Source organism: Curtobacterium sp. NPDC089185 (genome assembly GCF_040685235.1).
GTDB classification, from domain to species: Bacteria; Actinomycetota; Actinomycetes; order Actinomycetales; family Microbacteriaceae; genus Curtobacterium; species Curtobacterium citri.
The window spans coordinates 147,184-170,046 of the sequence record NZ_JBFBHK010000007.1 but is presented as its reverse complement, the minus strand read 5'-3'; the positions used below and the strand labels follow the sequence as shown (position 1 = coordinate 170,046).

At 72.3% G+C, this 22,863-nt stretch carries 23 protein-coding genes and 1 tRNA gene; 18 read left to right on the top strand and 6 right to left on the bottom strand.

The features are described from left to right. Window positions 1-204: 204 nt before the first annotated feature. Complete coding sequence (locus AB0N84_RS10090; RefSeq protein WP_182047944.1) at window positions 205-1,344, top strand: zinc-dependent alcohol dehydrogenase; 1,140 nt, start codon at window positions 205-207, stop codon at window positions 1,342-1,344. 11 nt (window positions 1,345-1,355) lie between these two features. After that, the gene (locus AB0N84_RS10085; protein ID WP_259346268.1) at window positions 1,356-1,937 is read left to right on the top strand and encodes a hypothetical protein; all 582 of its coding nucleotides are present in this window, start codon (window positions 1,356-1,358) and stop codon (window positions 1,935-1,937) included. Window positions 1,938-2,103: 166 nt separating this feature from the next. Here the strand turns inward: AB0N84_RS10085 and AB0N84_RS10080 are convergent. Beyond that, a tRNA-Leu gene (locus AB0N84_RS10080) sits at window positions 2,104-2,189 on the bottom strand. Window positions 2,190-2,365: 176 nt separating this feature from the next. Between AB0N84_RS10080 and AB0N84_RS10075 the strand changes: the two genes are divergently transcribed. The 3 genes from AB0N84_RS10075 to mshC all read left to right on the top strand — a co-directional run bounded on the left by AB0N84_RS10075 (window position 2,366) and on the right by mshC (window position 5,806). Then, a complete protein-coding gene (locus AB0N84_RS10075) occupies window positions 2,366-3,673 on the top strand; it encodes a M20/M25/M40 family metallo-hydrolase (RefSeq protein ID WP_289458784.1) in 1,308 nt (435 codons plus the stop codon). Window positions 3,674-3,734: 61 nt separating this feature from the next. Beyond that, window positions 3,735-4,565, top strand: coding sequence for an undecaprenyl-diphosphate phosphatase (locus tag AB0N84_RS10070; protein WP_289458783.1), 831 nt, complete (start codon window positions 3,735-3,737; stop codon window positions 4,563-4,565). After that, window positions 4,562-5,806, top strand: a complete 1,245-nt coding sequence (gene mshC / locus AB0N84_RS10065; RefSeq protein WP_363545754.1) for a cysteine--1-D-myo-inosityl 2-amino-2-deoxy-alpha-D-glucopyranoside ligase — start codon at window positions 4,562-4,564, stop codon at window positions 5,804-5,806. The genes AB0N84_RS10070 and mshC overlap by 4 nt, the downstream gene beginning before the upstream one ends. 68 nt (window positions 5,807-5,874) lie before the next feature. On the opposite strand, the gene AB0N84_RS10060 is transcribed toward mshC, so the two are convergent. Further along, the gene (locus AB0N84_RS10060; protein ID WP_069710871.1) at window positions 5,875-6,810 is read right to left on the bottom strand and encodes a PAC2 family protein; all 936 of its coding nucleotides are present in this window, start codon (window positions 6,808-6,810) and stop codon (window positions 5,875-5,877) included. 146 nt (window positions 6,811-6,956) lie between these two features. On the opposite strand from AB0N84_RS10060, the gene AB0N84_RS10055 reads away from it, so the two are divergent. The 9 genes from AB0N84_RS10055 to AB0N84_RS10015 all read left to right on the top strand — a co-directional run bounded on the left by AB0N84_RS10055 (window position 6,957) and on the right by AB0N84_RS10015 (window position 17,369). Beyond that, complete coding sequence (locus AB0N84_RS10055) at window positions 6,957-7,667, top strand: HAD family phosphatase (protein WP_223246483.1); 711 nt, start codon at window positions 6,957-6,959, stop codon at window positions 7,665-7,667. Then, the gene (locus tag AB0N84_RS10050) at window positions 7,664-8,782 is read left to right on the top strand and encodes a tRNA (adenine-N1)-methyltransferase (protein ID WP_363545749.1); all 1,119 of its coding nucleotides are present in this window, start codon (window positions 7,664-7,666) and stop codon (window positions 8,780-8,782) included. The genes AB0N84_RS10055 and AB0N84_RS10050 overlap by 4 nt, the downstream gene beginning before the upstream one ends. A gap of 40 nt (window positions 8,783-8,822) precedes the next feature. Then, window positions 8,823-9,746, top strand: coding sequence for a hypothetical protein (locus AB0N84_RS10045; protein WP_363545746.1), 924 nt, complete (start codon window positions 8,823-8,825; stop codon window positions 9,744-9,746). Window positions 9,747-9,818: 72 nt separating this feature from the next. Then, window positions 9,819-10,895, top strand: coding sequence for a WYL domain-containing protein (locus AB0N84_RS10040; RefSeq protein WP_289458777.1), 1,077 nt, complete (start codon window positions 9,819-9,821; stop codon window positions 10,893-10,895). Beyond that, window positions 10,888-11,859, top strand: a complete 972-nt coding sequence (locus AB0N84_RS10035; protein ID WP_363545742.1) for a WYL domain-containing protein — start codon at window positions 10,888-10,890, stop codon at window positions 11,857-11,859. The genes AB0N84_RS10040 and AB0N84_RS10035 overlap by 8 nt, the downstream gene beginning before the upstream one ends. Before the next feature lie 245 nt (window positions 11,860-12,104). Next, window positions 12,105-12,860: a twin-arginine translocase subunit TatC gene (tatC, locus tag AB0N84_RS10030; protein WP_182046712.1), complete on the top strand. Its 756-nt coding sequence runs from the start codon at window positions 12,105-12,107 to the stop codon at window positions 12,858-12,860. Next, window positions 12,857-15,298 (top strand): DEAD/DEAH box helicase, encoded by a 2,442-nt coding sequence (locus AB0N84_RS10025; RefSeq protein ID WP_182046704.1) that lies wholly within the window; start codon window positions 12,857-12,859, stop codon window positions 15,296-15,298. Before tatC ends, AB0N84_RS10025 begins: the two co-directional genes overlap by 4 nt. Window positions 15,299-15,309: 11 nt before the next feature. Beyond that, window positions 15,310-16,914, top strand: a complete 1,605-nt coding sequence (gene lnt, locus AB0N84_RS10020; RefSeq protein WP_363545739.1) for an apolipoprotein N-acyltransferase — start codon at window positions 15,310-15,312, stop codon at window positions 16,912-16,914. 104 nt (window positions 16,915-17,018) lie between these two features. Then, a complete protein-coding gene (locus tag AB0N84_RS10015; protein ID WP_069710875.1) occupies window positions 17,019-17,369 on the top strand; it encodes an RNA polymerase-binding protein RbpA in 351 nt (116 codons plus the stop codon). 77 nt (window positions 17,370-17,446) lie between these two features. On the opposite strand, the gene AB0N84_RS10010 is transcribed toward AB0N84_RS10015, so the two are convergent. Both AB0N84_RS10010 and AB0N84_RS10005 read right to left on the bottom strand, forming a co-directional pair. After that, window positions 17,447-18,604, bottom strand: coding sequence for an SPFH domain-containing protein (locus AB0N84_RS10010; RefSeq protein ID WP_363545736.1), 1,158 nt, complete (start codon window positions 18,602-18,604; stop codon window positions 17,447-17,449). Further along, window positions 18,601-19,071, bottom strand: a complete 471-nt coding sequence (locus tag AB0N84_RS10005; RefSeq protein WP_363545733.1) for an NfeD family protein — start codon at window positions 19,069-19,071, stop codon at window positions 18,601-18,603. The genes AB0N84_RS10010 and AB0N84_RS10005 overlap by 4 nt, the downstream gene beginning before the upstream one ends. Before the next feature lie 206 nt (window positions 19,072-19,277). Between AB0N84_RS10005 and AB0N84_RS10000 the strand changes: the two genes are divergently transcribed. The 4 genes from AB0N84_RS10000 (at window position 19,278) to AB0N84_RS09985 (ending at window position 21,224) form a co-directional block, all read left to right on the top strand. Next, a complete protein-coding gene (locus tag AB0N84_RS10000) occupies window positions 19,278-20,039 on the top strand; it encodes an SDR family oxidoreductase (protein WP_182046702.1) in 762 nt (253 codons plus the stop codon). 10 nt (window positions 20,040-20,049) lie between these two features. Then, window positions 20,050-20,505, top strand: coding sequence for an NUDIX domain-containing protein (locus AB0N84_RS09995; protein ID WP_289458774.1), 456 nt, complete (start codon window positions 20,050-20,052; stop codon window positions 20,503-20,505). 119 nt (window positions 20,506-20,624) lie between these two features. Continuing rightward, window positions 20,625-20,936, top strand: a complete 312-nt coding sequence (locus tag AB0N84_RS09990; RefSeq protein ID WP_083263615.1) for a DUF4190 domain-containing protein — start codon at window positions 20,625-20,627, stop codon at window positions 20,934-20,936. A gap of 123 nt (window positions 20,937-21,059) precedes the next feature. Further along, entirely contained in the window at window positions 21,060-21,224 is a 165-nt protein-coding gene (locus AB0N84_RS09985) for a hypothetical protein (protein WP_182046699.1), read from the top strand. Between the two features lie 180 nt (window positions 21,225-21,404). Here AB0N84_RS09985 and AB0N84_RS09980 read toward each other — a convergent pair whose 3' ends face one another. Beyond that, window positions 21,405-21,761, bottom strand: coding sequence for a cupin domain-containing protein (locus AB0N84_RS09980; RefSeq protein ID WP_363545728.1), 357 nt, complete (start codon window positions 21,759-21,761; stop codon window positions 21,405-21,407). Window positions 21,762-21,809: 48 nt separating this feature from the next. Further along, entirely contained in the window at window positions 21,810-22,841 is a 1,032-nt protein-coding gene (locus AB0N84_RS09975) for an alcohol dehydrogenase catalytic domain-containing protein (RefSeq protein ID WP_363545725.1), read from the bottom strand. Window positions 22,842-22,863 lie beyond the last annotated feature (22 nt).

The following is a 22,863-nucleotide window of genomic DNA, read 5'->3' as shown; positions in this document are numbered from 1 at the left end:
GGAGCGGTGCGACGTCGAGTTCGACACCGCCGCCAACTACATGCCAAAGTTCCCCGTCCCCGCGGGCGAGACCGAGCACTCCTGGTTCGAGAAGGCACCGCGCCTCCCGTCCGTCGTGTGGTGTGACTGCACAGATCACGCGGTCCTGGGCCTCCTTGCACGTCCCCGCGGTCAGCGTGGGCAGCACGAGCGAGAGGAGCGCCCATGCGCGCCATGACCTACCGCGGGCCCTACCGGGTCCGCGTCGAGGAGAAGCCGGACCCCCGGATCGAGCACCCGAACGACGCCGTCGTCCGGGTGGAGCGGGCCGCGATCTGCGGGTCCGACCTGCACCTGTACCACGGCATGATGCCGGACACCCGCGTCGGACACACCTTCGGGCACGAGTTCATCGGTGTGGTCGAGGAGGTCGGCTCGTCGGTGAGCAGCCTGACGGTGGGGGACCGCGTGATGGTCCCCTTCAACGTGTACTGCGGATCGTGCTGGTTCTGTGCGCGGGGGCTGTTCTCGAACTGCCACAACGTGAACCCGAACGCCACCGCGGTCGGCGGCATCTACGGCTACTCCCACACCACCGGCGGCTACGACGGCGGACAGGCAGAGCGGGTTCGTGTCCCCTTCGCGGACGTCGGTCCGTCGGTCGTCCCCGAGTGGCTGGACGCCGAGGACGCGCTCCTCATGACCGACGCCCTGAGCACCGGGTACTTCGGGGCGCAGCTCGCCTCGATCCACGAGGGCGACACGGTGGTCGTGCTCGGCGCCGGACCCGTGGGGCTCTTCGCTGCCCGCTCCGCGTGGTTCATGGGAGCGGGCCGCGTGATCGTGGTCGACCAGCTGGAGTACCGGCTCGAGAAGGCGCGGACCTTCGCGCACGCCGAGACGATCAACTTCGCCGAGGTCGACGACGTGGTGCTCGAGATGAAGCAGCAGACCGACTTCCTCGGGGCGGACAGCGTGATCGACGCGGTCGGTGCCGAGGCGGACGGGAACTTCACCCAGCAGGTCACGGCGTCGAAGCTCAAGCTGCAGGGCGGGTCACCGACGGCGCTCAACTGGGCGATCGACGGTGTGCGCAAGGGCGGGACGGTGTCCGCCGTCGGTGCGTACGGCCCGATCCCGAGCGCGGTCAAGTTCGGCGACGCGATGAACAAGGGCCTGACCATCAACACGAACCAGGCACCGGTGAAGCGCCAGTGGCCACGGCTGCTCGAGCACATCCAGGCGGGCCACTTCCGCCCGAGCGACATCGTCACCCACCGGATCCCCCTCGAACACATCGACGAGGCCTACCACCTGTTCTCGTCGAAGCTCGACGACTGCATCAAGACCGTGATCGTGCCGTGAAGGAGGCACCCGTGTCCGACCACACCCCGTACATCGCCGATCCGCCCCGCCGCGTCCCGACGGCGGCGGAGCTCCGCGCGCGCATCCCCGGGTGGGGGAGCGACCTCGACCCCGCCGACCGCCCGTCGGTCCCCAAGCTGTCCCGCGAGGTCGGCTTCGCGTCCGGTGCGCACTGGGACGTGCCGGAGCAGCAGCCCGGCGCCGAGGGCCGCGAACGGTCGATCGAGCACGCCCACGTCACGCCGGTGTTCGGGACGGCGCAGCCGCTGTCCGGGCTCGCCGGCGTCGTGAAGCGGTACGCCTACCGCCGGTTCAGCGAGGGACGACTGGCGCACTGGATGCTCCTCGTCCTCGGCGACCGGATCGACGTCGCCACGCACCGGGTGACGGACGCGCTGCGCGGCCGTCCGGACCGCGTCGTGCACGAGACCGGCGTACGGGCGGAGATCGGCAACCGGCCGGTGGCCTCGCGGTCCGGCTCGTCGCGCCGCGACCGGCGGCACCAGCTGCTCGACCCGGTGGTCGCCAACTGGGGTTGGCTCGCGGCGCTCGGCGGTGTCGTCCTGCTGGTGCGTCGCCTGCGGCGTCGCTGACGGAGCTCCGGTGACCCATCAGCTGGTCGGGAGGCGCGGTACGAGCCCGCCCCGCGCCTCCCGTCCGCCTTCGTCGCCCTGAGCGAAGCGATGGCGATGCTCGCCGGGGAAGCACCAACGAGAAGTGCCCCCGGGCCGAAAGGCCAGGGGGCACCGCATCTTCTTGTGTCCGAGGGGGGACTTGAACCCCCACGCCCTAATACGGGCACTAGCACCTCAAGCTAGCGCGTCTACCATTTCCGCCACCCGGACAGGTGTTCTTCACTTGTTCGGCCGTCGTTCCGGGCTGTTTCCCCGGCGTTCCTGCCGAGAGAAGACACTAGCACGGGTCCGGAGGCCCGCTGCACACGGCCGTGCATCCCGGGCGAGTCCCGCACGTCGCCGCGGATCGGGGCGGTCCGGCGCGGGGTGCCCGGTAGCCTCGGGGCATGAGCGACGCCCAGCCGGACCTCGAGGCCACCGCAGCCATCGCGCGGGACCTCATCCGCATCGACACGACGAACTGGGGCGAGGGGAAGTCCCGCGGCGAGACGGAGGCGGCGCACTACGTCGAGGCGGCGCTGCGCGACCTCGGCCTCGAGCCGCAGCTGTTCGAGTCGGAGCCGGACCGCGTGAGCGTCGTCGCCCGCGTGCCGGGTCGCGACCGCGACAAGCCGGCGCTCGTCGTGCACGGACACCTCGACGTCGTCCCGGCGGACCCGACGAACTGGTCGGTCGACCCCTTCGGCGGGGTCGTCCGCGACGGCATGCTGTGGGGCCGCGGTGCCGTCGACATGAAGAACATGGACGCGATGATGCTGACGTCGCTGTCGGACGTCATCGAGCGCCAGGGTGCGCCCGAGCGGGACCTCGTCATCGCCTACTTCGCCGACGAGGAGGCGGGCGGCGTGCTCGGTTCGCACCACGTCGTCGACCGGCACCCGGAGGTCTTCGCGGGCGCCACGGCCGCCATCAGCGAGGTGGGCGGCTACTCGATCACGCTCGGGGACCGGCGCGCGTACCTGCTGCAGACCGGCGAGAAGGCACTGATGTGGGTGAAGCTCGTCGCCCGGGGCACGGCCGCGCACGGCTCGCACGTCATCCGGGACAACGCCGTCACGAAGGTCGCGGCCGCCGTCGCGCGCATCGGCAGCGAGGAGTGGCCGGTCCGGCTGTCGGCCACGACCGAGGCGATGGTCGCCGAGGTCGCCCGGTTCCTCGGGGTCGACCCGCAGACGACCGGCCCGGACGAGGTCGCCCTGGCCACGGGTTCGGCGTCGCGGTTCATCCACGCCGCCCTGCACACGACGTCGAACCCGACGGTGCTCACCGCCGGGTACAAGCACAACGTCATCCCGGACACGGCCGAGGCGCTCGTCGACATCCGGTGCCTCCCGGGCGACGAGGACGCCGTGCTCGCGCGTGTCCGCGAACTGGCGGGCGACGAGGTCGAGGTCGTCACGTCCTTCCGCGACGTCGGCCTCGAGCAGGACTTCGGCGGCCCGCTCGTCGACGCCGTGCGCGACGTCCTCGGTCGGCACGACCCGGGCGCGCCGGTGTTGCCGTACCTGCTTTCCGGCGGCACCGACAACAAGGCCCTGTCGACGCTCGGCATCGCCGGGTACGGGTTCGTCCCGCTGCAGCTGCCCGCAGGCATCGACTTCCCCGCGATGTTCCACGGTGTCGACGAGCGGGTGCCGCTGGACTCGCTGGCCTTCGGGCGGCGCGTCCTCGGGGACCTGCTCGCGACGTACTGATACATTGCCGGGTCGCCTGCGCGGCACCGTCCTGCCTGCTGACCCCTGAAAGGCCCGCACGATGCACATCCTCGAGGCGATCTTCCTCGGCTTCGTGCAGGGACTCACCGAGTTCCTGCCCGTGTCCTCCAGCGCCCACCTGCGCATCGTCGGGCTGTTCCTGCCCGATGCCGAGGACCCGGGTGCGGCGTTCACCGCGGTGACGCAGCTCGGCACCGAGACCGCCGTGCTCATCTACTTCTGGAAGGACATCACCCGCATCGTCGGGCGGTGGTTCCGGTCGGTGTTCCGGCGCGACGTGCCGAAGGGCGACCCGGACGTCCGCCTCGGCTGGCTGGTCATCCTCGGCACGATCCCGATCGGCATCGCCGGCCTGGTGCTCAAGGACTCGATCGAGACGACGTTCCGGTCGCTCTGGATCGTCGCGATCGTGCTCATCGTCTTCGGTGTGGTGCTCGGCGTGCTCGACGTCGTCGGCCGCAAGGTCCGTCCGATCGAGCAGATGACGTTCCGGAGCGGGCTGCTCATCGGTGTGGCGCAGATGCTCGCCCTCGTGCCGGGCGTCTCGCGCTCCGGCGCGACGGTGTCGATGGGGCTCGCACTCGGGTACACCCGTCCGGCGGCCGCACGGTTCGCCTTCCTGCTCGCCGTCCCCGCGGTGTTCCTGTCCGGCTTCTACGAGGCCGCGACCAGCCTCGGCGACACCGGCGCACCCTTCGGCCTCGTCGACACGCTCATCGCGACGGTCGTCGCGTTCGTCGTCGGGTTCGTCGTGATCGCCGCCTTCATGAACTACATCGCCAAGCGCAGCTTCCTCCCCTTCGTGGTCTACCGGATCGCACTCGGTATCGTGCTCATCGTGTTGTTGTCGCTCGGAGTGATCCAGCCGTGAGGGCCTGGCAGGCCCCGTCCGTCCCCGATGTCCCGGGGGACGCCCCGCGTCCCGTCGTGCACGACACGGCGGCCGGGCACCCCGTCGACCCGACCCGGGGCGAGGAGCGTGCGGCGCTCTACGTCTGCGGGATCACGCCCTACGACGCCACCCACCTCGGGCACGCGGCGACCTACCTGGCGTTCGACACGCTCGGCCGGGCCTGGCGCGACGCCGGGCTCGAGGTCGCGTACGCGCAGAACACGACGGACGTCGACGACCCGCTGCTCGAGCGGGCGACGCGCGACGGCGTCGACTGGCGCGAGCTCGCGGCCTCGCAGATCGACCTGTTCCGCCGCGACATGGAGGCGCTCCGCGTCCTGCCGCCGGACGACTTCGTGGCCGTGACGGACGAGGTCGAGCGGATCGCCGAGGCGGTCGCGTACCTGCAGGAGACGGGCTACGCCTACGACGTGCCGACCGAGGACTCCGAGGGCGACGACGTCTACTTCGACGTGAACCGCCCCACCGAGGCGTGGACGCTCGGCGACGAGAGCCGCCTGGACCGCGAGACCATGCTCGCGCTGTCGGCCGAGCGCGGCGGGGACCCGGACCGCGCCGGCAAGCGCGACCCGCTCGACCCGCTGCTCTGGCGTGCCGAGCGCGCCGGGGAGCCGAGCTGGGACACCGAACTGGGCCCCGGCCGACCCGGCTGGCACATCGAGTGCAGCGTGATCGCGGGCGACAAGCTCGGCCTGCCGATCAGCGCGCAGGGCGGCGGCAGCGACCTCGTCTTCCCGCACCACGAGATGAGCGCCGGGCACGCCGCCGCGCTGGCGCACCAGCCGCTCGCCAACGCCTTCGTGCACACCGGGATGATCGCGTACCAGGGGTCGAAGATCTCGAAGTCGCTCGGGAACCTCGTCACCGTGCGCGGACTGCTGGACGACGGTGCGGACCCGCGGGCGATCCGGCTCGCGCTGCTGTCGCACAAGTACTCGGACGACTGGGAGTGGTTCGACGGCGAGCTGTCGAGCGCGTCGACCCGCCTGGCGTCGTGGGACGAGTGGGCGACCGGTGCGCGCGAGGGGCACGTCGACGACGCGGACGAGGCCATCGCCCGGATCCGTGCCCGGGTCGCCGACGACCTGGACACGCCGGGAGCGGTCGCGGCCGTCGACACGGCCATCGCGGCGGGGACGCGCGCGACACCGGAGCTCGTCGACCTCGTCGACGCCGTGCTCGGCATCCGCCTGGGCTGAAGCCGAGCCGTGACGGACGGGAGGCGCGGTGCCAGCTGGCACCGCGCCTCCCGTCTCCGCGCTCGGGACTACTGCTGCGGCGGCTGCGGGGGCCGCCACGGGCCCTCGCCACCGGCGGTGCCGCCGTCCTTGCCGTCCTTGCGCTCACGACGGCGGAGGTACTGCTCGAACTCCTGGGCGATCGCGTCGCCGGAGGCCTCGGGGGAGTCGACCGTGTCGCGCGCCTGCTCGAGCTGCCCGATGTAGCTCGCCATGTCCTCGTCGTCGGCGGCGAGGGCGTCGATGCCCTCCTCCCACTCGGTCGCCTCGTCGAGCAGGGTGCCGCGCGGCACCGTGACGTCGGCGAGTTCCTCGAGCTTGTCGAGCAGCGACAGGGTGGCCTTCGGCGACGGCGAGTTGTGCACGTAGTGCGGCACCGAGGCCCAGAGCGACAGCGTGGTCAGCCCGGCGGTGTCCATCGCGTCGGACAGCACGCCGAGGATGCCGGTCGGTCCCTCGTACGTCGACCGGTCGACGTCGAACGCCGAGCGGACCCCGGCGTTCTCGCTGGACACGAAGACCGAGATGGGCCGGGTGTGCGGCACGTCGGCGAGCATCGCGCCAACGAACACGACCGCGTCGATCGAGTGGACGTCGGCGAGGTCGACCACCTCGGCGCAGAAGCCGCGCCAGGTGCGCGACGGCTCCGGGCCGACGAGCACGAACACGTCGCGCTCGGACTCCGAGCCGGTGGCGCCGATCACGGGACGGCCCTCGGCGCCGGGGCCGTAGAGCACGATGCGGGGCCACTGGATGCCGCGGGAGCCGTCCTCGGCCGTCCCGACGTTCGGCCGGTTGAACTGGTAGTCGACGTACCGCTCGCCGTCGATCTCGCGCAGCTCGTCGAGCTCCAGCGCGTCGACGATGCGGCGCGCGAGGCCGCTGGCCGCGTCGCCGGCGTCGTTCCAGCCCTCGAACGCGACGACGAGCAGGCGGCCGTCGCTGAAGGGGGAGTGCTGTGGCACGGAGGGGCCTCCTGGTGGTGGAGCGGGGCGCACGCGACGCCGCGCGCGGCCGGACAGGGTCGATCACCCAGGATAGGCCTCGGGTCGGCGTCGGCACCGCCCCGTCCGCCCGGAGCGGAACGCGCGCCCCGGTAGACTCGTCGCCCGTGACCGCCCAGCACCCCGAACGCGTCCTCCCCGCAGCCGTGCTGTGGGACATGGACGGCACGATCATCGACACCGAGCCGATCTGGCAGCAGTCCCAGGTCGAGCTGACCGCTCGCCACGGCGCCGTCTGGACCCACGAGGACGGCCTGTCGCTGGTGGGCAGCGGCCTCGAGCGCTCGGGCGAGATCCTGCGCGACCGCGGTGTCGACATGGAGGTCGAGGAGATCGTCCAGTGGATGACCGACTACGTGATGGAGCGCCTGCAGGCGGCCGAGCTGCCGTGGCGGCCCGGTGCCCGCGAACTGCTCGAGGAGCTGCACGACCGCGGCATCCCGACGGCCCTCGTCACGATGTCGCGTCGGAAGATGGCCCTCGTCGCCGCCGACGCGCTCGGCGCCAGCGGCTTCCGCGTGGTCGTCGCCGGTGACGACGTCGACCGCCCGAAGCCGCACCCGGACGCCTACCTGTCCGCCGCGGCGCAGCTCGGCGTCGACCCCACCGCCTGCGTCGCCATCGAGGACTCCGCGACCGGCGTCGCCTCGGCCGTCGCGTCCGGCGCGGTGACCGTCGCGGTCGAGCACATCGTGCCGCTGTCCGAGATCGCGGGCGGCGACGTCCACCTGACGACCCTGGCCGACGTCGACGTCGACCGCCTGGTCGAGCTGACCACCCCGGCCCTCGCGGCCCGCACCGAGACGGCGAACCGATGACCGACGCACAGTCCCCGACCGGCACCGACGGCACGGACGGCACCGCCGCGCTGCCGCACACCGCTGGCGGTGCCCCGCACACCCCACCCCGCGGGCCGTTCCGGGCCGGCGACCGCGTGCAGCTCACCGGTCCGAAGGGCAAGCTCACGACGCTGTCCCTGGAGACCGCGGGGGAGTACCACACGCACCGCGGCGTGCTCCGGCACGACGACGTCATCGGGCAGCCCGACGGTTCGGTGATCCGCGCGAGCACGGGCGACGAGTACCTCGCGCTCCGGCCGCTCCTCAACGACTACGTCATGTCGATGCCCCGCGGTGCGGCGATCGTCTACCCGAAGGACGCCGCCCAGATCGTCGCGTTCGCCGACGTCTTCCCCGGCGCCCGCGTCGTCGAGGCCGGCGTCGGGTCGGGCGCGCTCTCGCTCTTCCTGCTTCGCGCCATCGGCCCCACCGGCCGGCTGCAGTCCTTCGAGCGCCGCGAGGAGTTCGCCGCCATCGCCCGCGGCAACGTCGGCACCTTCCTCGGCGCCGTGCCGGACAACTGGTCGGTGACCGTCGGCGACCTCGTCGAGGAGCTCCCCGGCGCGACCGAGCCGCAGAGCGTCGACCGCGTGGTCCTCGACATGCTCGCCCCGTGGGAGTGCGTCGACGCCGCTGCCGACGCCCTCGTGCCCGGCGGCCTGATCGTCTGCTACGTCGCCACCGTGACGCAGCTCTCCCGCACGGCCGAGGCGCTCCGCGACACCGGCCGCTTCACCGACCCGCAGTCGAGCGAGACGCTCGTGCGGACCTGGCACGTCGAGGGGCTCGCGGTCCGTCCGGACCACCGCATGGTCGGGCACACCGGTTTCCTGGTCACCGCACGTCGACTGGCGGACGGTGTCGTCCTGCCGAACCTGAAGCGTCGCGCAGGCAAGGCGGAGTTCTCCGACGAGGACGTCGAGGCGTGGACGCCCGGCGCCGTGGGCGAGCGGTCGGCGAGCGACAAGAAGCTCCGCAAGGTCGCCCGCCAGGCCGCGGCGCAGGCGCGACGCGTCGCCGCTGCCGAGGCCGGGTCCGCGGCCGACTCCGAGGCCGGCTCCGGGCCGGACGACGCCCCCGACGGCGACCGCTAGGCTACGCATGCCCGTCCTGCACCGAACGGAAAGAGGGTCCGTGCGCACCATCCCCGCACTCCTGGTCACCATCGGCCTCGTCGCGTCGCTGACCGCGTGCGCGTCCAGCGGTGCCGGCTCGACGCCGTCCGCCTGCGCGGCCCCCGGTGCCGCCTCGGAAGCCGTCACGGCGACCGGCGCGTTCGGGAAGGAGCCGAAGGTCACGGTCCCGTCCGGGCTCACCACGAAGGGCACGCAGGTCTCGGTGCTGCGCTCGGGCGACGGCCGGGAGATCGAGGACGGCACCCCCGCCCTCATCGAGTACACCCTCGTCGACGGCGCGACGGGCCAGGTCGCGCAGACCAGCGGCTACTCCGGTCAGACCGCCCCGATCACCGCGGGTGCCGAGAACTACGGCCCGCTCGGCACCGCGCTCGAGTGCGCGCACGTGGGCGACCGGCTCGCCGTGGCGCTGCCGAAGAGCGCGCTCAGCGGTGGCGCGTCCGCCAGCGCTCCGTCGGGCAAGGAGGAGGACGCGGTCGTCGCGATCGTCGACGTCCGTCGCGCCTTCGACGCCCGCGCGACCGGGACGCCGCAGCTCGCCGGTGACCGCATGCCCGCCGTCGTCCTCGCGCCGTCCGGTGCCCCCGGCATCACGATCCCGTCCTGGAGCGCGCCGAAGGACGACGCACTGCACCTGCTCCGCAAGGGGTCGGGCGCCGAGCTCACCGCGAAGGACACCGCGGTCGTCAAGTACACGGCCGTCTCCTGGGCCGGCAGCACCGGCGACTCGTCGGTCGTCGGGTCGAGCTGGACCGACGGCTCGGGCGCCCAGACCATCCCGCTGGCGAAGGGCCAGGTCATCGACGGCGTCCGCGACGCCCTCCTCGGACACCGCGTCGGCGACCAGGTCCTGGCGATCGTGCACCAGGAGGGCCAGGCCACCGCGTACGTCATCGACGTGCTCGGGAAGATGCCCGCCTGAGGCCTGTCGGACCGTCCACCGACCGCGGCGCGGGTGCACTCCGGTGCACCCGCGCTGCCGTAGGATCGGCTCGTGCCAGCGACCCGAGCCCCCCGCGTGCCCGCCGAGGAGCGGCTCTTCAGCCTCGTGCTCGCGCTGCTCTCGACGGAGTCGGGGCTGACCAAGGCGGAGATCCTGGCCAACGTCCAGGGCTACCGCCAGCGCTGGACCGCCGGTGGCGACAACGCCTCGCTGGAGCGGCAGTTCGAGCGCGACAAGGACGACGTCCGAGAGCTCGGCATCCCGCTCGAGACGATCGAGACCCCGGGCGCCGCCGGCAACAACCAGACGCTGCGCTACCGCATCCCGAAGGGCGAGTACGACCTGCCGCTCGACGTCCGCTTCACGCCGGACGAGTCCGCCCTGCTGTCCCTCGCCGCGATGGCCTGGCGCGAGGGCGCGCTGTCCACGGACTCCCGCCGCGCACTGCTCAAGGTGCGCTCGGCCGGCGCCGACGAGGGCGACGCGACGACCGCGACGCACCCCACCGACATCGCCGCCTACGCGCCGCGGCTCCGGGCGCGCGACGCCGCGTTCGAGCCGCTGCGCTCGGCGCTCGACCGCGCCGCAGCGGTGCGCTTCGACTACATCACCCCGGGTGAGCACGAGCCGCGTCGCCGGGAGCTCGCCCCGCTGGCCCTCGTGCAGCACGGCGGTCGCTGGATGCTCGCGGCGCACGAGTTCGCCACCGGCGGCACGAAGAACTACCTGCTGTCCCGGATCGTCGGACCGGTCTCGGCGTACGAGGCCGGCCGGCACCCGGCGCCGGCGGGCGCGGGGGAGCGTGCGCTGGCCGAGCTCGACCGGGTCTGGTCCGAGCGCTCCGCGCGGATCGCCGTCGTCCCGGGCTCGGACGCCGAACGACGGCTGCAGCGGCGTCGCGGCACCGAGGTCGACTCCGACGGGGTCCTCGTCCTGCACCACGTCGACCCGCAGATCCTCGCCGAGGAGCTCGCGGCGTTCGGGCCGGAGGTCCGCGTGCTCGAGCCGGCCGCCCTGCGCGACCGGGTCGTCGCCCGGCTGCGCGGGCTCGTCGCCGACCACGCGGACCACACCGGCGACGACACCGCCGCGGCGGGCACCGAGCGGACCGGAGGCGCACGTGGCTGAGCAGCAACCCCTGCAGGCGCAGGACAAGCTCGCCTTCCTGCTCGTGCTGGTGCCGTACCTCATCGACCACGAGCGCGTCTCGGTCGCCGAGGCGGCCCGGCACTTCGGCGTGCCGGAGCAGCGGATCCGTCGCGCGGTGGAGCTCATCGCGGTGTCCGGCGTACCCGGCGAGACGATGCAGTACCAGCACGGCGACCTCTTCGACATCGCCTGGGACGACTTCGAGCAGAACGACATGATCGTGCTGACGAACCTGGTGGCGATCGACGACTCCCCGCGGCTCTCCGCGCGCGAGGCCTCGGCGCTCATCGCCGGCCTGCAGTACCTGTCCGCCCTGCCGGAGGCCGCCGACCGCGACGCGATCCGGGCGCTGATGGCGAAGCTCTCCCGCGGCGCCGGCGGTGCCGCGTCGAACGTGGCCGTCGGCCAGGACCTCCACGACGCCGCGCTCACCACGATCCGCAGCGCCGTCGCGGGCGGCCGCGGGCTGGCGTTCGAGTACGTCGGCCCCCGCACGCAGGGCGGGACCCGACGGGTCGACCCGCTGCGCGTCGAGTCGATCGACACCGACTGGTACCTGCGTGCGTGGGACCTGGACCGGCAGGCACTCCGGACGTTCCGACTCGACCGCATGTCGAACGTGCGCGTGGACGAGCGGGCCGCCGAGAAGACGATCGACGACGTCGTGCTCCCGGACACCCTGTTCCAGCAGTCCGGCGGTGACGTCATCGTCACGGTCGAGCTCGACTGCTCGTCGCTGCCGCTCGTGGCCGACTACCTCGCCGACACGGCCGACGCCGAGGACGCCGACGGCCGCGTGCGCATCCGCCTCGCCGCGTCGAACGGCTTCGACGGGGTGGTGCGCCTGGTCGCGGGCCTGCCCGGTCGAGCCGTCGTCATCGACCCGCCGGCCGCACGCGCCGCGGTGCGGGCCTTCGCCGAGGCGGCTCTCGCCGCCGAGTGAGGCGGCTCCCGCCACCGGGTCCAGCGCCCTCCGCGTCGCCGTCCGCGTCGCTGCGGGTGACCCGACGGCGGACGGGAGGCGCGGGTCGGGCTCGCCCCGCGCCTCCAGTCCGGACACGGGCTGTGCGTCCGTCCACCGCGGTGAGTCTGTCGGTGCCGGTCCCGTAGGATCGGTCCATGGCTTCGACGACCGCGAGCGGGCGAGCGGAGCGGCCCGGTCGTCCGAAGAAGGACACCGAGGGCCGCATGTCGCTCGGGCAGCACCTCATCGAGCTGCGCAACCGCCTGTTCAAGGCCGTCCTCGCGGTCGTCGTGTGCGCGATCGGCGGTTGGTTCCTCACGCCGTTCGTGCTCGACGCACTGCGCGCGCCGGTCACGCAGCTGGCCGAGGTCGGCGGGCACACCGCCGAGCTGAACTTCCCGATGATCACCGGGGCGTTCGACCTGCGCCTGCAGATCGCCATCACCATCGGTGTCGTCATCGCGAGCCCGGTCTGGCTGTACCAGGTCTGGGCCTTCATCGTGCCGGCGCTCGTCCGTCGCGAGAAGCAGTACGTCTTCGGATTCCTCGGCACCGCGATCCCGCTGTTCTTCGCCGGCTGCTGGTTCGGCTGGTACGTCCTGCCGCACATCGTCGGGATCCTCGGCAGCTTCGTGTCCAGCCAGGACACCTCGATCGTCGACGCGAAGGCGTACTACGACTTCGTCATCAAGCTCATCGTCGCGGTCGGGATCGCGTTCGTCCTGCCGGTGTTCCTGGTGCTGCTGAACTTCGTCGGCGTGCTCTCCGCCAGCTCGATCATCAAGAGCTGGCGCGTGGCGATCCTGTGCATCCTGGTGTTCTGCGCCATCGTGACCCCGTCGGCGGACGTCATCTCGATGTTCCTGCTGGCGGTGCCGATGACGGTGCTCTACGTCGCCGCGTGCATCATCACGTGGTTCCACGACCGCCGGCTCGCGAAGAAGCAGGCGAAGCTCGACGAGGAGTACGGGATCTCATGACGACCGGCCTCAGCCCCGCGGAGCGCTTCCAGGCGGCGAAGGTCCGCAACCGCTCGCGGAACCTCGAGCTCTTCCGGACCGACCTGCGCTTCGACCTCGACCCGTTCCAGATCGCCGCGTGCGACGCGCTCGACCAGGGCCGCAGCGTCCTGGTCGCCGCTCCGACCGGTGCCGGCAAGACGATCGTCGCCGAGTTCGCGATCTGGCTCGCGATGCGCCAGCCCACGGCGAAGGTGTTCTACACGACGCCGATGAAGGCGTTGAGCAACCAGAAGTACGCCGAGCTCGTCGCCGAGTACGGCGAGTCCGAGGTGGGCCTGCTGACCGGTGACACGAACGTCAACCCGCGCGCCCGCGTCGTCGTGATGACGACCGAGGTGCTCCGCAACATGATCTACGCGGACTCGGAGCTGCTCGACGACCTGGCCTGGGTCGTGCTCGACGAGGTGCACTACCTGGCCGACCGGTTCCGCGGGGCCGTGTGGGAAGAGGTCATCCTGCACCTGCCGACCGAGGTCCGGCTCGTGTCGCTCAGCGCGACCGTGTCGAACGCCGAGGAGTTCGGCGACTGGCTGCAGACCGTCCGCGGCGACACCGACGTCATCGTGTCCGAGGACCGTCCGGTGCCGCTCGAGCAGCACGTGCTCGTCGGCACCAAGATGGTCGACCTGTTCGACTCCAGCGGGGCGGCAGCGACGAACCGCGTCAACCCGGAGCTCCTGCGGCTCGTCGGCGGCGGTGCCCGGAGCGAGCGGAACGGCGGCGGACACCGTGGCCGTCGTGGTCGCGGTGGCTACCCGGAGCGCCGGGGACCGCGCACCGAGAAGATGTACCGCGAGCAGATCGCGAAGGTGCTCGACGAGCGCATGCTGCTGCCCGCGATCTTCTTCGTGTTCAGCCGCAACGGCTGCGACCAGGGCGTCCGCCAGGTGCTCCGCTCCGGCATCTCGCTGACCACGGCCGACGAGCGCAACGAGATCCGCGAGACCGCCGAGTACCACTGCCGCACGCTGCTCGACGAGGACCTCGCCGTGCTCGGCTACTGGGAGTGGCTCGAGGGTCTCGAGCGCGGGGTCGCCGCCCACCACGCCGGCCTCCTGCCGGCGTTCAAGGAGGTCGTCGAGGACCTCTTCCGCCGCAAGCTCCTCAAGGTCGTCTTCGCCACCGAGACCCTGGCGCTCGGCGTCAACATGCCGGCGCGCACCGTCGTGCTCGAGAAGCTCGAGAAGTTCAACGGCGAGGCCCGGGTCCCGATCACGCCGGGGGAGTACACGCAGCTCACGGGTCGCGCCGGTCGTCGCGGGATCGACGTCGAGGGGCACTCGGTCATCCAGTGGTCCGACGGGCTCGACCCGCAGGCCGTCGCCTCGCTCGCGAGCCGCCGCACCTACCCGCTCAACTCGTCGTTCAAGCCGACGTACAACATGGCCGTGAACCTCATCGAGCAGTTCGGCCGCCAGCGCACGCGCGAGGTCCTCGAGACGTCGTTCGCGCAGTTCCAGGCGGACCGCTCCGTCGTCGACCTGGCGCGGAAGGTCCGTTCGCAGCAGGAGTCGCTCGACGGGTACCAGCGGGCGATGGAGTGCCACCTCGGCGACTTCACCGAGTACGCCGCCCTCCGTCGCCGCCTGTCCGACCTCGAGCGCACGAACGTGCCCGGCGGTCGCGAGGCCTCGCACGGCGCCCGCCAGGAGCGCCAGGCCGCGATCACGGACGTCCGTCGGCAGATGCAGCGGCACCCCTGCCACGCCTGCCCCGACCGGGAGGCGCACGCCCGCTGGGCCGAGCGCTGGTACAAGCTCAAGCGCGGGCACGACAAGCTCGTGCAGCAGATCCGGTCGCGCACCGGTGCGGTCGCGACGACGTTCGACCGCGTCACCGACGTGCTCCTGCAGCTCGGGTACCTCGTCGTCACCGGCGACGACGAGGCGACGGTCGCCGCGGGCGGTCGGCGCCTGCAGCGCATCTACGGGGAGCGCGACCTGCTCGTCGCGGAGTGCCTCGAGGCCGGGGTCTGGAAGGACCTCACCCCCGCGCAGCTCGCCGCGATGGCCGCCACGATCGTCTACCAGCCCCGCCGCGAGGACGCGCCCGGCACCGAGCACGCCCTGCCGCGCGGGGCGTTCCGGCCGGCCCTCGACGAGACCCTGACGATCTGGGCCCGCCTCGACGACATCGAACGCGACGCCCGGCTCGCGGGGTCGCAGCCGCCGACCCCGGCCATGTCGGTGGGCATGTTCCGCTGGGCGTCCGGCTCGGCGCTCGACGACGTCCTGCGCACGCTCGACATGCCCGCCGGCGACTTCGTCCGCTGGTCGAAGCAGGTCATCGACCTGCTCGACCAGGTCCGGAACGCCGGCGACGACGACCTCGCCCAGACCGCCCGACGAGCGACGGACGCGGTCCGCCGCGGCATCGTCGCCTACGCGACGGTCTGACGGGAGGAACAGTGGCGGTCCTCGAGGCGGCGGTGCGCCCGCAGGTCGGTCGGCCGGACCCGGTGCGGGCCGCCGAGTTCGCGGCACTGCCACTGCGGACCGCCTTCCCGCTCGCCGTCGTCGGCGGACTGCTGTTCGCGCTCGCCTTCCCGTCTCCGGGCTGGTGGTTCCTCGCCTACCCGGCCACGGCGTGCATGCTCCTCGCGTCGATGGGCCAGCGCGCCCGACGGGCCGCCTGGCTCGGCTACGTCGCCGGTGCGGCCTTCTGGCTGCCGGCGATCTCGTGGGCGGGCCGGTACCTCGGGCCGGTCCCGTGGCTCGCGCTCGCACTCGTCGAGGCCGCGTACTTCGCCCTCGGCAGCGTGGCGATCGCCCTCGCGTACCGCTGGGTCGCCCGCGTGCTGCCCGCGACCGCCTGGCGGGTGTGGGGCCTCCCGGCCGTCGTCGCCGGACTCTGGACCGGACGCGAGTGGTTCTCCGGGAGCTGGCCGTACGAGGGGTTCGCCTGGGGACGCGTCGGTCTGTCCCAGTCGCAGGGCCCGTTCACACACCTCGCCGCGTACGTCGGCGTGCTCGGCGTGAGCTTCCTCGTGGTCTACTGCGTCGCCGTCGTGGTCTCGCTGGCGATCGTCGTCCCGCACGCGCCCGGCACGGTGCTCCGGGCGCCGGTCCGCGTCGCGACCGCCGGCCTGCTCGTCGCCGTGGTCCTCGCGGTGCCCGCGTGGCCGACCCGCATCGACGGCAGCATCCGCGTCGAGGCGGTGCAGGGCAACGGTCCGGCCGGGTACTTCGACCGCGCGCAGCCGGGCGAGGTGCTCAGCGCGCAGGTCGCAGCGACCGACGTCGGGGCGGAGGGCGTGGACCTCGTGGTGTGGCCCGAGGCCGCCGCCGAGGCCGACCCCCGACGGTTCCCGGCGGTCGCCGGCGCGCTCGACTCGGTCGTCGACACGATCGGCGCGCCGCTCGTCGCCGGTGCGATCACGCAGACCCCGTCCGGCGTCCTGCACAACACGTCGTTCGTCTGGACCCGCGACGGGTGGCAGTCGTCCTACGACAAGAAGCGCCCCGTGCCGTTCGGCGAGTACGTGCCCGACCGGTGGTTCTTCTCGAAGCTCGCACCGTCGCTCATCGGGCTGCTGCAGCGCGACTACACGCCGGGGACGAAGCCGAACGTGCTCGACGTCGCGGGCATCCGCGCCGGGATCGCGGTCTGCTTCGACATCGTCGACGACGGGCTCACCGCGGACATGGCGCGCGGGGGAGCGCAGGTCATCCTCGCGCAGACGAACAACGCCGACTTCTCGGGCACCGACGAGAACCTGCAGCAGCTCGAGATCGCGAGGCTGCGGGCCGTCGAGACCGGTCGGTCGCTCGTCAACATCTCCACGGTCGGCGCGTCACAGGTGATCGACCCGACGGGGCGAACCATCGACCGCATCCCGGAGTACACGGCGACGTCGATGATCACGGACGTGCCGCTCGGCACCGGGACCACCCCGGCCACGGTCGTCTCCGGGTCCGTGACCCTCCTCGTCTCGCTCGGCTCGCTCCTGGTGCTGCTGGCCTGCGCACCGTGGACCCGCCGGTCACGCCGCTCGGCGCGCCGCACTTCCTGAACGGCGCCACCTCCCACTGGGAACGCTCTGTGAATGCGCCCAACCGGGATTCCCGGCGCGTGGGAGGGTGTTGAGGAGGGTAGACGAGCGAGAGGAGCACACACATGGCTGATCGGAGTCTCCGCGGGATGCGGCTCGGGAGCCAGAGTCTCCAGAGCGAGGAGGGCGTCGAGCTCTCCGACCGCAAGCGCGCGGTGTACCAGACCGACTCGGGTGAGACGTTCGACATCGTCTTCTCGGCCGAGGCGGACGTGCCGCAGACGTGGTCCGAGCCCCGGACCGGGCGCGAAGGACGGCTGCTGGGCGACGACGGGATCCCCGTCGAGGTCGCTGCCGAGGACGTCAAGGCGCCGAGGACCCACTGGGACATGCTGCTCGAGCGGCGGTCGCGGGAGGAACTCGAGGAACTGCTGCAGGAACGGCTCCAGTTCCTCCGCGCACGACGCGGCGCCTAGGAGACCCGTACACGAACGACGACGCCCGCCCCGGATCCGGGGCGGGCGTCGTCGTGTTCCTGCGATCTCGGGGGGGACTACCCGCGACGGTCCTCGTCGCCGAGCGCCGTCTGCGATGCCTCGTCGGCTGCGGCGAGGTGCTCGTCCACGCTCCGGTTCGACTCGGCGAGCCGCTCGTCGAGCGCGGCGTCCGGCACGATGTCCGCGGCGGTCGCCTCCGGCCGCGGGTTCGTCGCCGCGGCACCGTCCACGGTCGTGGTGTTCGCGAGGCTCTCGTTCGCGAGCTTCGAGATCCGCGACAGGAAGTCCGTCCCGCCGTCGGCGCCGGCGACCGGGCCGCTGCCGGAGCGTCCGCCGGTGAAGCCCCGCGCGATGCCGGTCAGCGCCTCGGTGAACTCGCTCGGGATCATCCAGAGCTTGTTCGCGCTGCCCTCGGCGATCTTCGGCAGGGTCTGCAGGTACTGGTACGAGAGCAGCTTGTCGTCCGGGTCGCCGGTGTGGATGGCGTCGAAGACGGTGGCGATCGCCTGCGCCTCGCCCTCGGCGCGGAGCACCTGGGCCTTCGCGTCACCCTCGGCCGCGAGGATCGCCGCCTGCCGCTGTCCCTCGGCCTCGAGGATCTGGGACTGCTTCGTGCCCTCGGCCTGCAGGATCGCGGCACGACGGCTGCGCTCGGCCCGGAGCTGCTGCTCCATGGCGTCCTGGATCGACACGGGCGGCTCGATGGCCTTGAGCTCGACGCGGCCGACGCGGATGCCCCACTTGCCGGTCGCCTCGTCGAGGACGACACGGAGCTGCCCGTTGATGTTGTCGCGGCTGGTCAGGGCCTCCTCGAGGTTCAGGCCACCGACGACGTTGCGGAGCGTGGTCGTCGTGAGCTGCTCGACCGCACCGAGGTAGTTCGCGATCTCGTACGTCGCGGCGCGGGCATCCGTGACCTGGAAGTACACGACGGTGTCGATCGACACCACCAGGTTGTCCTCGGTGATCACCGGCTGCGGCGGGAACGAGACGACCTGCTCGCGCATGTCGAGGAGCGGGCGGAGGCGGTCGATGAACGGCACCAGCAGGTTCAACCCCGGGTTGAGGGTCTTGTGGTACTTGCCGAGTCGTTCGACGATGCCGGCCGTCGCCTGCGGCACGATGCGGATCGCGCGCGACAGGACGACGATCACGAAGATCACGACGACGAGGACGAGGACGAGCAGAGCGATCGTCCCGGCTGAGATGGTCACGAGGTGGCCCTTTCTCCGAGGCGGACGACCGCGGTCGACCCCTCGATCGACTCGACGACCACGGGGGTCCCGAGCGGCGGTGTGCGGACGGGGGAGTCGGCGGTGAGCCGGGCGCTCCAGGTCTCACCGTTCGCGAGACGGACCTGGCCGGGGGAGGACGGCGTGAAGGCCACCGCCACGGTGCCCGGCAGGCCGATGAGCCCGTCGACGTTGGTGCGGTGCGGATCGGCGCTCCGGCCGAGTGCGGCGAGGACCCGCGGTCGGACCACCGAGAGCAGCAGCAGGGCGACCCCGGCGGCGACGATGGTCGAGAGCCACCAGGGCACTCCGAGCAGGGCCGCGATCAGGCCGCCGGCCGCACCGGCCGCGAGCATGATGAAGATGAAGTCGAGGGTGAAGACCTCGACCACCCCGAGCAGCAGCGTCAGTCCGACCCATACGACGGTCTGGATCCAGTCGGTGTTCACGCGATCTCCCTCCCTCGCATCGCGCGCTCCGGCGTGCAGCGTCGCGACGGCCGGTCTTCCTGCCCCCAACCTACCGTCCCCCGCCGACGCCGGGCGGGGATGCACCGGCACGGCGCGGGAGCGGTGCGCGCCCGACACCGCCCGGTGTCGACCGGTTGGTAGGCTCGTCCGCGGCCGACCGGCCGGACCCCGACCAGGAGAACACTGTGACGAACCCCCTCGCCCCCGGATCCCTCACCGACAAGCGCGCCCTCGTCACCGGATCGTCGCGCGGCATCGGCGCCGACACGGTCGGCTACCTGGCCGAGGCCGGCGCGAAGGTCGTCGTCAACTACCGGAACAAGGCCCGTCGCGCCGAGCAGATCGCCGAGAAGGTCGTCGCCGACGGCGGTGCCGCCCTGGCGATCGGTGCCGACCTGACCGACCACGACTCCGTGCAGGCCATGGTCGACGCGGTCGTCGCCGAGTGGGGTGGCATCGACCTGCTCGTGCTCAACGCCTCGGGCGGCATGGAGTCCGGCGTCGGCGAGGACTACGCCCTGCGGCTCAACCGCGACGCGCAGGTCGACATGCTGCAGACCGCCGTCCCGCACATGCCCGTCGGATCGCGCGTCGTCTTCGTGACGAGCCACCAGGCCCACTTCGTCGAGACCGCCGAGACGATGGACGAGTACGTCCCGGTGGCCAGGAGCAAGCGTGCGGGGGAGCTGGCCCTGCGCGAGCTGGTGCCGCAGCTCGAGGCCGCCGGCATCGAGTTCGTCGTCGTCTCCGGCGACATGATCGAGGGCACGATCACGGCGACGCTCCTGAACCGCCTGAACCCGGGTGCGATCGAGGGGCGTCGACAGGAGGTCGGCAAGCTCTACAGCGTGTCCGAGTTCGCCGCCGAGATCGCCCTCGCCGCCGTCGAGCCGATCCCGGCCGACCACACGAAGCTCGTCGGCGACGTCAGCGGCTTCACGCAGTAACGTCGACCGGGTGACCGCGCAGCCAGGCCTCCGCCGCTCCTCCCGGATCATCCTGCTCGACCCCGATGACCGTGTGTTCCTCATGGACACACGGTCGCCGTCGTCCGACGGCTCGCACCGCTGGATCACCCCCGGCGGCGGGGTCGACCCGGGGGAGTCGCACCGCGACGCCGCGGTGCGGGAGCTGCGCGAGGAGACCGGCATCGTGATCGACGACCCGGGGGAGTCGGTCTGGTCGTGGGACTTCACCGTCGCGTGGGACCTCGCCGACCACGACCGCGGCCACAGCGAGTTCTACGTCGTCCGCACCCCCGGCTTCACGCTCTCCGACGCCGGGTGGACCGAGGACGAGCGGGTCGACATCCTGGCGTCCCGCTGGTGGACGGCCGACGAGCTCGAAGCCACCGATCAGCCCTTCGAGCCGGCGGAGCTCCCCGGGCTCGTGCGTCGGCACAGCCGCGCCTGACCGCTCGACGACCGGCGGCGCGCCCAGCGAACCTGAACAGGACTCGCGGGAAGCGCATACCTTGTGCTCAGACGGCCGCACGCAACCCGTGCCAGCGGCCCCTGACACGAGGAGCTCCCATGTCCACCAACGGTTACCCGCCGGCACCGAACACCCCCGGCGCCGCTCCCGCGACGAACGGCGGCAACGGGCTGGCCATCGGCTCGCTGGTGCTCGGCATCGTCGCCGTCGTCTTCGGGTTCCTGTTCTCGATCGTCGGTCTCATCGCGGGCATCATCGGGCTCGTCCTCGGGTTCATCGCCCGCCGTCGCGGCCTCAGCCGTGGCATGGTGCTCGCGGGCATCGTCCTCAGCGTGATCGGCATCGTCGTCGCGATCATCTTCATGATCCTGGGCGCGGTCCTCGCGACGCAGGTCCTGCAGAACCAGTAGCGACACCGGACGGGAGGCGCGTGGCGGGGTCGCCACGCGCCTCCCGTCTTCGCGTGGCCGGGTCGCGCACCCGGTGGCCGGTCTCCGAGACCGCCCGGACCGACGGCGAGTAGCGTCCGCGCCATGAGCTACAGCCAGCCGGACCCCGCAGAAGAGACCACCCAGGCCGAAGCGCCCGAGCAGCCGGACACCGACCGCGCGAACGTCGAGGAGGACGGCCGCGAGCAGGCCGCCCTCGAGATCGACGCCGACGACGTGCCCACCGGCGACGAGACGCCCGAACACTGACGGGACGCCCGTCGCACCGAACCGCTCGGTCGCACCGAACCACGGAGACGACGTCGAACCAGCCCACCGTGCTGGTTCGACGTCGTTTTCGTGGTTCTTCGCGGCATCGGGCTCACGGTGGTCGAGCGCCGATAATGCATATTATGTCAACTCAGGTGTCGTCGGTCCGCTCCTGAGAGGTCACGGCGCGGGCCGTGGCGTCGCGATCGGTCGCCCCTCCGGGTGCACGGCGACGAACACCAGCACGAGCTCCTCGTCCGACACGTTCGACGCCTCGTGGTCGACGAACGGCGGCTCGACCAGGACGTCGCCCGGTCCGTAGTGGCGGACCGCGTCAGCGGTCCGGTGCCGCAGGCGTCCGCGCGCGACGATGCCCGTCTGCCAGGCGTCGTGCCGGTGCCACCCGGTCGATCCCCCGGGCGGGATCCGCGCCACGAGCGAGCGCACCGTCGCCTCGATGGGGCCGTCCGGGTGCGGCACCGTGCACGCTGGCTCGGCGGCCCGTTCGTCGACGCGGATCTCCGGAGTCTCCGTCATGCACGTAGTATTCCAGATGCCGACCCCGGTGTCCGGGAGTCCGAGCCCTCAGAACACCGCGACGGTCATGCCGGATCCGCTCGCGGGCCGGTCCATCGCCTCGAGCGCACCCGGCAGGTCGTCGAAGCCGATCGTCGCACCGATCGACTCCGCGGGCCGCAGCCGACCGGCCACGACGTCGTCGAGCATCGCGGCGTACTCCCCCACGGCGATCCCGTGGCTGCCGAGCAGTTCGAGCTCGTCGGCGATGACGCGGCCCATCGGGATCGCCGGCGTCGCCTCGTCGTCGAGCAGGAGGCCGACCTGCACGTGCCGACCCCGGGGACGCAGCGACGCCACGGCCGCCACGGACGTGGCCCGGCTCCCGTACGCGTCGACCGACACGTGGGCACCACCGTCGGTCAGCCGGTGCACCGCGGCCGGCGCCTCGTCGTCCATCTCCAGGGTGGCCGCCCCCAGCGCGGCGGCACGGTCGAGCGCCGCTGTCGAGACGTCGACGGCGACGACCCGGGCCCCCGCGGCGACGGCGACGATGATCGTCGACAGCCCCACGCCGCCGCAGCCGTAGACGACGACCCACTCCCCTGGTGCCACCCGACCGCGGGCGTGCAGTGCGTGGTACGCGGTGCCGAAGCGGCACCCGAGTCCGGCGGCCTCGGCGAACCCGACCGCGTCCGGCAGGTGCACGAGGTTCACGTCGGCGTGCGGGACGACCACGGACTCCGCGTACGAGCCCTGCAGGGTGAAGCCGGGCTGCTGCTGGCGTGTGCACACCTGGGTCGCGCCGTCGCGGCACTGGTCGCACGTGCCGCACGCGAAGACGAAGGGTGCGGTGACCCGGTCCCCCACGACGACACGGGTGACGGACGCCCCGACGGCGGTGACGACCCCGGCGAACTCGTGCCCCGGGACGTGGGGCAGCCGCACGGAGTCGTCGTGGCCCCGCCAGGCGTGCCAGTCGCTGCGGCACACGCCGGTCGCCGCGACCCGGACGACGACGCCGTCGTCCGGGGCGTTCGGCTCGGGGAGCTCGACGATCGAGGGGGTGGAACCGAACCGGTCGTACTGGACTGCGCGCACGGCGCCATCCTGGCAGACGTGC